Origin of the sequence: Catellatospora sp. NPDC049609, assembly GCF_040675365.1 — a bacterium.
Taxonomy (GTDB): domain Bacteria; phylum Actinomycetota; class Actinomycetes; order Mycobacteriales; family Micromonosporaceae; genus Catellatospora.
In genome coordinates this window covers 1-6,273 of record NZ_JBFAOU010000283.1, presented here as the reverse complement: position 1 = coordinate 6,273, position 6,273 = coordinate 1, and the positions used below count along the sequence as shown (strand labels likewise).

Annotated in this window: 7 protein-coding genes; 3 read left to right on the top strand and 4 right to left on the bottom strand. The window is 73.2% G+C overall.

Translation table 11 applies throughout. From position 1 onward, the window contains the following. Window positions 1–607: 607 nt before the first annotated feature. Window positions 608–2,614, bottom strand: coding sequence for an FAD-dependent oxidoreductase (locus AB0J67_RS38345; RefSeq protein ID WP_363490275.1), 2,007 nt, complete (start codon window positions 2,612–2,614; stop codon window positions 608–610). A 108-nt stretch (window positions 2,615–2,722) separates the two neighbouring features. Then, a complete protein-coding gene (locus AB0J67_RS38340; RefSeq protein WP_363490273.1) occupies window positions 2,723–4,060 on the bottom strand; it encodes an MFS transporter in 1,338 nt (445 codons plus the stop codon). Window positions 4,061–4,306: 246 nt separating this feature from the next. Here AB0J67_RS38340 and AB0J67_RS38335 point away from each other — a divergent pair, with 246 nt between their 5' ends. After that, window positions 4,307–4,498, top strand: a complete 192-nt coding sequence (locus tag AB0J67_RS38335) for a hypothetical protein (RefSeq protein ID WP_363490271.1) — start codon at window positions 4,307–4,309, stop codon at window positions 4,496–4,498. 133 nt (window positions 4,499–4,631) lie between these two features. On the opposite strand, the gene AB0J67_RS38330 is transcribed toward AB0J67_RS38335, so the two are convergent. Together AB0J67_RS38330 and AB0J67_RS38325 are read right to left on the bottom strand one after the other, a co-directional pair. Continuing rightward, entirely contained in the window at window positions 4,632–5,126 is a 495-nt protein-coding gene (locus AB0J67_RS38330; protein ID WP_363490269.1) for a DUF4383 domain-containing protein, read from the bottom strand. Window positions 5,127–5,286: 160 nt separating this feature from the next. After that, the gene (locus tag AB0J67_RS38325) at window positions 5,287–5,496 is read right to left on the bottom strand and encodes a CsbD family protein (protein ID WP_363490267.1); all 210 of its coding nucleotides are present in this window, start codon (window positions 5,494–5,496) and stop codon (window positions 5,287–5,289) included. A gap of 161 nt (window positions 5,497–5,657) precedes the next feature. Here AB0J67_RS38325 and AB0J67_RS38320 point away from each other — a divergent pair, with 161 nt between their 5' ends. Both AB0J67_RS38320 and AB0J67_RS38315 read left to right on the top strand, forming a co-directional pair. Beyond that, the gene (locus tag AB0J67_RS38320) at window positions 5,658–6,077 is read left to right on the top strand and encodes a phage holin family protein (RefSeq protein ID WP_363490265.1); all 420 of its coding nucleotides are present in this window, start codon (window positions 5,658–5,660) and stop codon (window positions 6,075–6,077) included. A 2-nt stretch (window positions 6,078–6,079) separates the two neighbouring features. Further along, window positions 6,080–6,273, top strand: a 194-nt coding sequence (locus AB0J67_RS38315) for a DUF3618 domain-containing protein (RefSeq protein ID WP_363490263.1), incomplete at its 3' end; no start/stop codon positions are given.

Genomic DNA, 6,273 nt, shown 5'->3' with positions numbered 1-6,273 from the left:
ATTCAGCAAGTGCCCCGACGTCGTCGGTGGTCGCGGCCGACGCCCAGGCCAGTGCGCCGGGACCACGATGCCAATAAATACGTAATCTGCCGATATACGAATCTGCTGTCACGGCTGCCGGTTCGGCTGATTAAGTCGGACCGTCCGTCGGGAGTGGAGGGTACGCGATAGGACGGGCCGCCCAGGGGGCGCTGGGCGACCCGTCCGCCCACTTCCGCTTCGCCCGGACCGCCGGGCCGGAAGGGCGCTCCGGGGCCGGTGTCTTCGGGCGAGGTGGCGAAGTGGTTGGGGGATCGATGCGAACCCAGTCTCTGGAAAGCGCTTGCCAGATCGCAAGGGCTGCCGGTTGCAGGTTTGTTGCAGGCGTGGCTGCCAGGTCGTGGCTCCCCGGCCGACCAGCGGCTGATCGCCGGAGGTGGACCGGCGCGGCTAAGTGACGGCGTAGGTGGCACCGGCGACGGTGGGGAAGGAGGTCACGTTGTTGGCGACGGTGGCGGCGATCGGGCCGGAACCGACGCGGGTGACGGTGACTGCTGGCGGACCAGGGGTGCTGCAGGCCGCAGGGGGCCGCCGGGCGAGAGAACCCGGCGGGCGGTCCCCGACGGCGTCAGACCACGGTGCTCGGCTCGTCGTCCAGGTGCTCGGCGCTGCGCCGCACGCCGGGCAGCGTCGCCGCGCCGAGCGCGCACTCCAGCCGCTCCCAGCGGGTGACCAGGTCCGACATCATCAGCAGCAGGACGTCGGGGAACGCGTACAGGAACGTCTTGTAGCGGTAGTGGTCCAGGTAGTAGAGCTCGACACCGGTGCGCGCGGTGACGGTGCTGGTCCGCGCGTCGAAGAACAGGTCGTGCCCGCCCAGCAGCGCGCCCCGGCCCAGGACGGCGGGCTCGTAGACGCCGCCGAAGTCGACCTCGACCTGCCCGGCGGCGACCAGGTACACGCCGTGGGCGGTGTCGTCCTCGCGGCACACGGCCTCGCCGGGGGCGAAGGACAGCTCGTCGAACATCGACGCCAGCGTCTCCAGCTCCGCGTCGACCAGCGGCGCGAACAGGCGCACGCCGTACGGGTCGACGCTGTCGCGCAGGCAGTCGACCCGCGTCCGCAGGTCGGCCTCGCTGAGGTGGTTCATGCGCATGCGGGCGAAGCGCTTCATCCGGTCGATGTCGCGCCGCTGGCGGCGGGAGGTCTCCGCGCTGGGCGGGGTGTAGAGGGTGGCGTCGCCGCTGATCCGGGCGGCTTCGCGCAGGCCCGACTCGTACGCGCTGTGCACGCACCCCCAGTGGTAGGCGTTGGTCGCCTCCCCGGCGAAGTGCAGGCGCTCGCCGACCGGCTCGGCGAGCGCGGCGATATCCGCCGGGGAGGCGTCCACGCCGATGCAGGTGTACGACCCGCGGGCGAACGGGTCGGCGCTCCACGCGGTGCGCGAGACGTGCTCGGGCGCGGGTGCGTCCGGACCGAAGATGTCCTGCACGACGGTGGTGCCGTAGTGGGCGACCTCCTCGTCCGACCAGGTCTCCAGGTCGCGTCCGAGCGAGGCGCCCAGCAGCATGACCAGGATCGGCTTGCCGTGCGACTTCCACATGCTGATGACGACCGTGGGGTGGTAGTCGGTCTCGCGGCACAGGTAGCCGAAGACGTACTGCTCCTGCGGCCAGAAGGGCTCCCGGAAGTGCAGGGCGATCTTGTTGAGGGCGCCGAACCCGAGCCGGCCGATCGCCGCCTGCTTGGCCGGTGGCAGGGGCGGGTCGAAGGTCACCGACCCGTGCTTGAGCACGCCCAGGGGCAGGGTCACCAGCACCCGGTCGGCGTGGAAGTCGCCCCGGTCGGTGACGACCCGAACCGGCCCGCAGTCGTTGGTCTCGATCCGGGTAACGGGGTGGCCCAGCCGGATGTCCAGGCCCTCGGCGAGCGCGTCCACGACGGACTGGTAGCCGCGGTGCAGGATGCTGTCGCCGTGGCCGTAGACCAGGTAGCCGTCCTCCCAGTGCTTGAGGGACAGCCGGTGGGCGTCCTCGGCGGCGTCGTCGCGCAGGATCACGTTCAGGTGGTAGCGGACCGCCTGCTCATCCTCGGTGCTGTGGCCCCGCGCGGCGAGGATCTGCTCGACGGCCTCGGCCAGCGGGCTGTCGGGGTGGCCGTGCCGGCGGGCGACCTCGGCGCGCTGCTCCAGCTCGTGCAGGACGCTGTCGGCCAGTTCGAGGGTGCGGTTCTTGGTGGTCTGGTCGGTCATCCGGCGGTCCGGGCCGAACAGGTCCAGGTTGTCGAAGCCGCCGGTGTAGGAGCTGTCGCCGCCGACGTAGCTGTACGGGATCTCCAGGCGCTCGACGAGGTCGGTGAGGGGGTTGCCCTCGGTGCCGTGGATCCAGTGCGCGCCCAGGTCGACGCCGTGGGCGTCGGTCCAGATCCGCCCGCCGACGCGGTCGCGGGCCTCCAGGACCGTGACAGGGTGGCCGTGCCGTCGCAGGGCCTGTGCCGCGGCCGTCCCGGCGATGCCGGCTCCGATCACGAGGACGCTGGGCAGGCTGCCGTCCGCTGGGGGCTGCACCGCCGGGGTGGGGTCGGGCTGGGGGAGTGCCGGCGCATCGTGGTCGCTGTGCCCGTTTTGATACGACATCTCAGGATTGTTGCCCACGGGGTGTCGCGGGTGGAAGGAGCCGACGGAGCATGTACCACGCCCGGTGGAATCGGCTGTGCCGCAGGCGCGGATGCGGGCCGCGGTGTGCTACCGGACGTGCTCGACCCCGGCAGCGGTCCGCAGGCGTGCCCGGTCGCGCTCGGGGTTCACCGTCACCGCCGCGATCAGGCCGCCGGCGATGAGCAGCACTCCGGCCAGGTCGAACGCGGTGGTGAAGCCGGCGCCGGGCGTGGGCGCGGCGTCGACCAGGCGGCCGGTGACGGTGGGGGCGATCAGCGCGGCGACGGCGGCCAGCGCGTACGAGGCGCCGAGCATGAGACCCGACCGGCCCGGCGGGCACACGTCGGCGATCGCGGCGTTGTTCAGTGGCGTCTGCGCGTTGCCCGCGGCGAACCCGACGACCATCACCGCGATCAGCAGCGGCGCGCCGTCCACGCGGGTGGTCAGCAGCAGGCCGCAGCCCGCGGCCAGCGCGAGCCCGCCGCCGAGCACGCCCTGCGCCAGCCGCCCGCTGACCCGCCGGCGCAGCAGCCGCTGCGAGACGGCGCCCGCGCCCAGCGCCAGCAGCACCGAGCCGGCCATCGGCAGCCCGGCCAGCAGGCCCACCGCCGCGGTGCCGTACCCGCGCTGCTGCGACAGGTGGCGCGGCAGCCACGCGGTCATCAGCGCCAGCGCCCACTGCACCGTGAAGGCCGCCGCGGTGCTGCCCAGCCAGGTGCCGGTCCGGAAGATCCGCCGGTACGGCAGCTCGGACACCCCCGCGCCGGCCGTGACCCGGTGCGGACCGGTGCCGCCCCAGCGCAGCCACGCCAGCACCCACAGCAGCCCGGCGCAGCCGAGCACGCCCAGCGCGGCACGCCAGCCCCAGGCGCCGATCAGCAGGGCCAGCAGCGGCAGGCCGACCACGCCGCCGAGCGCCCCACCGGCGACGATCATGGTGGCGGGCAGGGACCGGGCCCGGGGCGGATACCAGCTGAACGCCGTGTGCGTCGCGAGCGGGATGCCAGGCCCCTCGCCCGCGCCGAGCAGGACGCGGCAGGCCAGCAGCGTGGTGGCCCCAGCGGCGGGGATCAGCATGGGCAGCTGCGCCGCCGACCAGGTCAGCGCCAGCCCGGTGAGCAGCACGGTGGCCGGCAGCCGGTCGCCGAGCAGGCCCACCGCCGCGGCCGACACGCTGAACAGCACGTAGAAGGCGCTGGCCAGCAGACCGAACTCGGTGTTGGACAGACCGAACTCGGCCATGACGGGTCCGGCCGCGAGGCCGAGCACCGCCTTGTCCGCGAAGTTGACCATCATGAAGACCATCAGCAGGCCCAGCGCCGCGGACCTGCCGGACGTCGACGGCGTGCCGGATCGCCACGCGGGCGGGGCCGCCTGCCTGGCCACGGCTGTGCCGGTCGCCGCGGCCTTCATGAGTTGATCCACTCGGGTAGCCTGCCACGCTGCCCCAGCCACCGCGAACCGGCGCCACCAAGCCACCAAGCCGCCTGCCGCCGTGCCCCGGCGCCGCCTTACCGCCGTGCCGCCGTGCCGTCGGGCGGCGGGTGGCGGCGCGGCGGGTGCGGGCAGCGCTCGACGTGCGGTGGGTTTGGCGGGGCCGCGGGATGGATATCGGCGGTGAGATTAGTCCGTCGACCGGTCAGCAGACCGCGGAGTCCGCAAAGGAAGAGCATGTCCGCTCTGTTCAACGCCGATAGCGTGGTCGTCGCGACCGCCCGGGAACTGCTCGGCATCCACCTCCCGCAATCCGCCGACGATCCGACGTGCGCGGTGTGCGGGCAGCTGTCACCCTGCGGGCCGGCGGCCAACGCCCGTCAGATCGAGCTGGCCACCGACTTCACCGGCCGGCTCGTCGGCGCCTGATCCACCGCTCCGGCAGCACCGCGTCCGGCGCGGAGGGCAGCGCGCGAGCTGTTCTCCGCGCCGGACGCATCCGGCCGCCGCCGATCGCTCCGCTCGGCCGTGCGAGCGCAGCAACCGCCGGTGAGGTAGGCGGCTACTGGTTGGCGTGCGGCTGGACGGTGAACTTGTCACCGGGCCGGGTGCTGTGGCGCAGCACCTCCTCGGCAACGGACTCGCGGGGCGTGCCGACCTTGCCGTAGAGCCCCGCCGTCAGCAGGACGCTGCCGATCAGGAGCGAGACGACGCAGGTGGACACCTCGAAGTTGAGGATGTTCTGCGGGGTCTGCAGGAGGGTGAGCATGGCGAGCCCGCTGAGCAGGAAGAGCCCGCCCGCACCGAGGTTGACGAGGTGGTTGGCGGAGCGGCCGACGACGGTGGCCAGCACGATCGCGGCACCGGCCACGATCGACAGCCACGCGAACGCGGGATTGGTACGCAGTCCGAGCGCGTCGACGTCGCCGCGGTGGAACAGCGGCAGGCCGGCGGTGCGCACCGCGCCGACGACACCGAACGCGAGCAGGTAGACGCCGCACAGCGCGGCCAGCAGGCGCCAGTGCTGCCGGAACCGATGGTTGATGGGCAGATGCATGCCATACGGATCCCCTGGTTGAGGACCAGACAAACCCGACTCTGGGCGGCTCACCCGTCGCGTCCGCCGGCTGCGTGACCCGGCACCGGCCGCGGCCGTCCGGTCCCGGAACAGCGCATGGCCCGCCACCGGGGCGGGCCATGCGCGGCAGCGGCGATGCTCAGCGCTCGGAGCGCTCGACGTTCTCGTCGTGGTCCCTCCCGCGGACCGCGTCGCGAACCTCGTCGCCCGCCTGGTTCAGCTTCGCCTTCGCCTGGTCTGCGAGGCCCTCGGCCTGCAGGGAGTGGTTGTCGGTGGCGTCACCGATCTTCTCCTTGGCCTTGCCCAGCAGCTCCTGGCCGTGGTGCTTGGCCTCGTCAATCTCACCCATGGTCCACTCCATCCTGTCGTCCGTTGCTGGTCCTCGACTTCCCGTGATCCATCCGCGCAAAACCTGGCCCACCCCGGGTGACCTCGTACGCACGCCGAGCGCCCGGCGTTTGCCGGGGCCGTGACGGGGCATCGGCACGCCACAAGCGGAGGAGGCTCGGGATGCCGGAAACGCCACAACAGTCGTCGGCCGAACTGATCAAGCAGGCGGGTGAGCAGCTGTCCCACCTGGTGCGCGTCGAGCTGGCGCTGGCCCAGGCCGAGCTGCGCGAGAAGGCGGGGCGGGCGGCGGTCACCGGGGGACTGTTCGGCACAGCGGCCGCGGTCACGTTCTGGGCGGGCGGCGCGCTGGCCGCGGCCGCCGTGCTCGGCCTGGCCCTGGTGCTGCCCCCGTGGCTCGCCGCGCTGGCCACGGGCGCGGCGCTGCTCGCCGTCGCCGGGATCCTGGCGCTGGTGGGCCGGTCGCGGCTGCGCCGCACCGGCTCGCTGGTGCCGCAGCGGGCGCTGCGCGGCCTGCGCGCCGACGTCTCCACGCTGACCCATCCCGCCGCGACCGGTGCGGCGCAACAGGAAAGGTGGTGACCGTGAGCGAGGTGTCCGGCGAGATCGCACGTATCGACGCCCGGGCCGAGGCGGCTCGGGCGGCGCTGGGCCAGACGCTGTCGGCGCTGGCCGACCGGGCCGACGTGACCGGCCGGGTGAAGGCCAGGACGGCGGCCGGCACGCGCACCAGCCTCCCTGAAAAGCGCCGCTTGACCGGTGACAGCCTCGACCTTAG

Excerpts from the sequence above, each read along its gene's own strand:
- AB0J67_RS38345 (WP_363490275.1), bottom strand. The coding sequence starts at position 2,614 with ATGTCGTATCAAAACGGGCACAGCGACCACGATGCGCCGGCACTCCCC.
- AB0J67_RS38320 (WP_363490265.1), top strand. The coding sequence starts at position 5,658 with ATGCCGGAAACGCCACAACAGTCGTCGGCCGAACTGATCAAGCAGGCG.
- AB0J67_RS38335 (WP_363490271.1), top strand. The coding sequence starts at position 4,307 with ATGTCCGCTCTGTTCAACGCCGATAGCGTGGTCGTCGCGACCGCCCGG.
- AB0J67_RS38330 (WP_363490269.1), bottom strand. The coding sequence starts at position 5,126 with ATGCATCTGCCCATCAACCATCGGTTCCGGCAGCACTGGCGCCTGCTG.
- AB0J67_RS38325 (WP_363490267.1), bottom strand. The coding sequence starts at position 5,496 with ATGGGTGAGATTGACGAGGCCAAGCACCACGGCCAGGAGCTGCTGGGC.